The following is a 311-nucleotide window of genomic DNA, read 5'->3' as shown; positions in this document are numbered from 1 at the left end:
GCCGTCTTCCAGCAGGCCGTGTGCGGAGTCGCCGCGGAACGTGCCCACTTCGGTGACCAGGCGCGAGCCCTCGGGGAGGGTGCCGGTCTTGTCCCGGGCGACGGCGACGACATGGCCGAGTCGGTCCATGTCGACCGCGGACTTGACCAGGACTCCGTGCCGGCCGGCGGTGGCGATCGCGGAGAGCAGGCGCGGCATGCTGGCGAGCACCACCGCGCACGGCCTGGCGACGATCATGACGGACCTGGCGCGCAGCAAAGTGCAGGAGAGGTACGCGCGGCGGGCTGCCGCCCCCGGGAACAGAACCACTG

1 pseudogene is annotated in these 311 nt (G+C 72.3%); it reads right to left on the bottom strand.

What is annotated here, in order from left to right:
• Positions 1-311 (bottom strand): annotated as a pseudogene (locus tag PUR56_RS00335) (heavy metal translocating P-type ATPase); the annotation flags it as partial.

The organism is Streptomyces sp. BE303 (assembly GCF_036290945.1).
Lineage (GTDB): Bacteria > Actinomycetota > Actinomycetes > Streptomycetales > Streptomycetaceae > Kitasatospora.
Note: the sequence above shows the minus strand (reverse complement) of the source record. Positions and strands in the feature narration are given on the sequence as shown.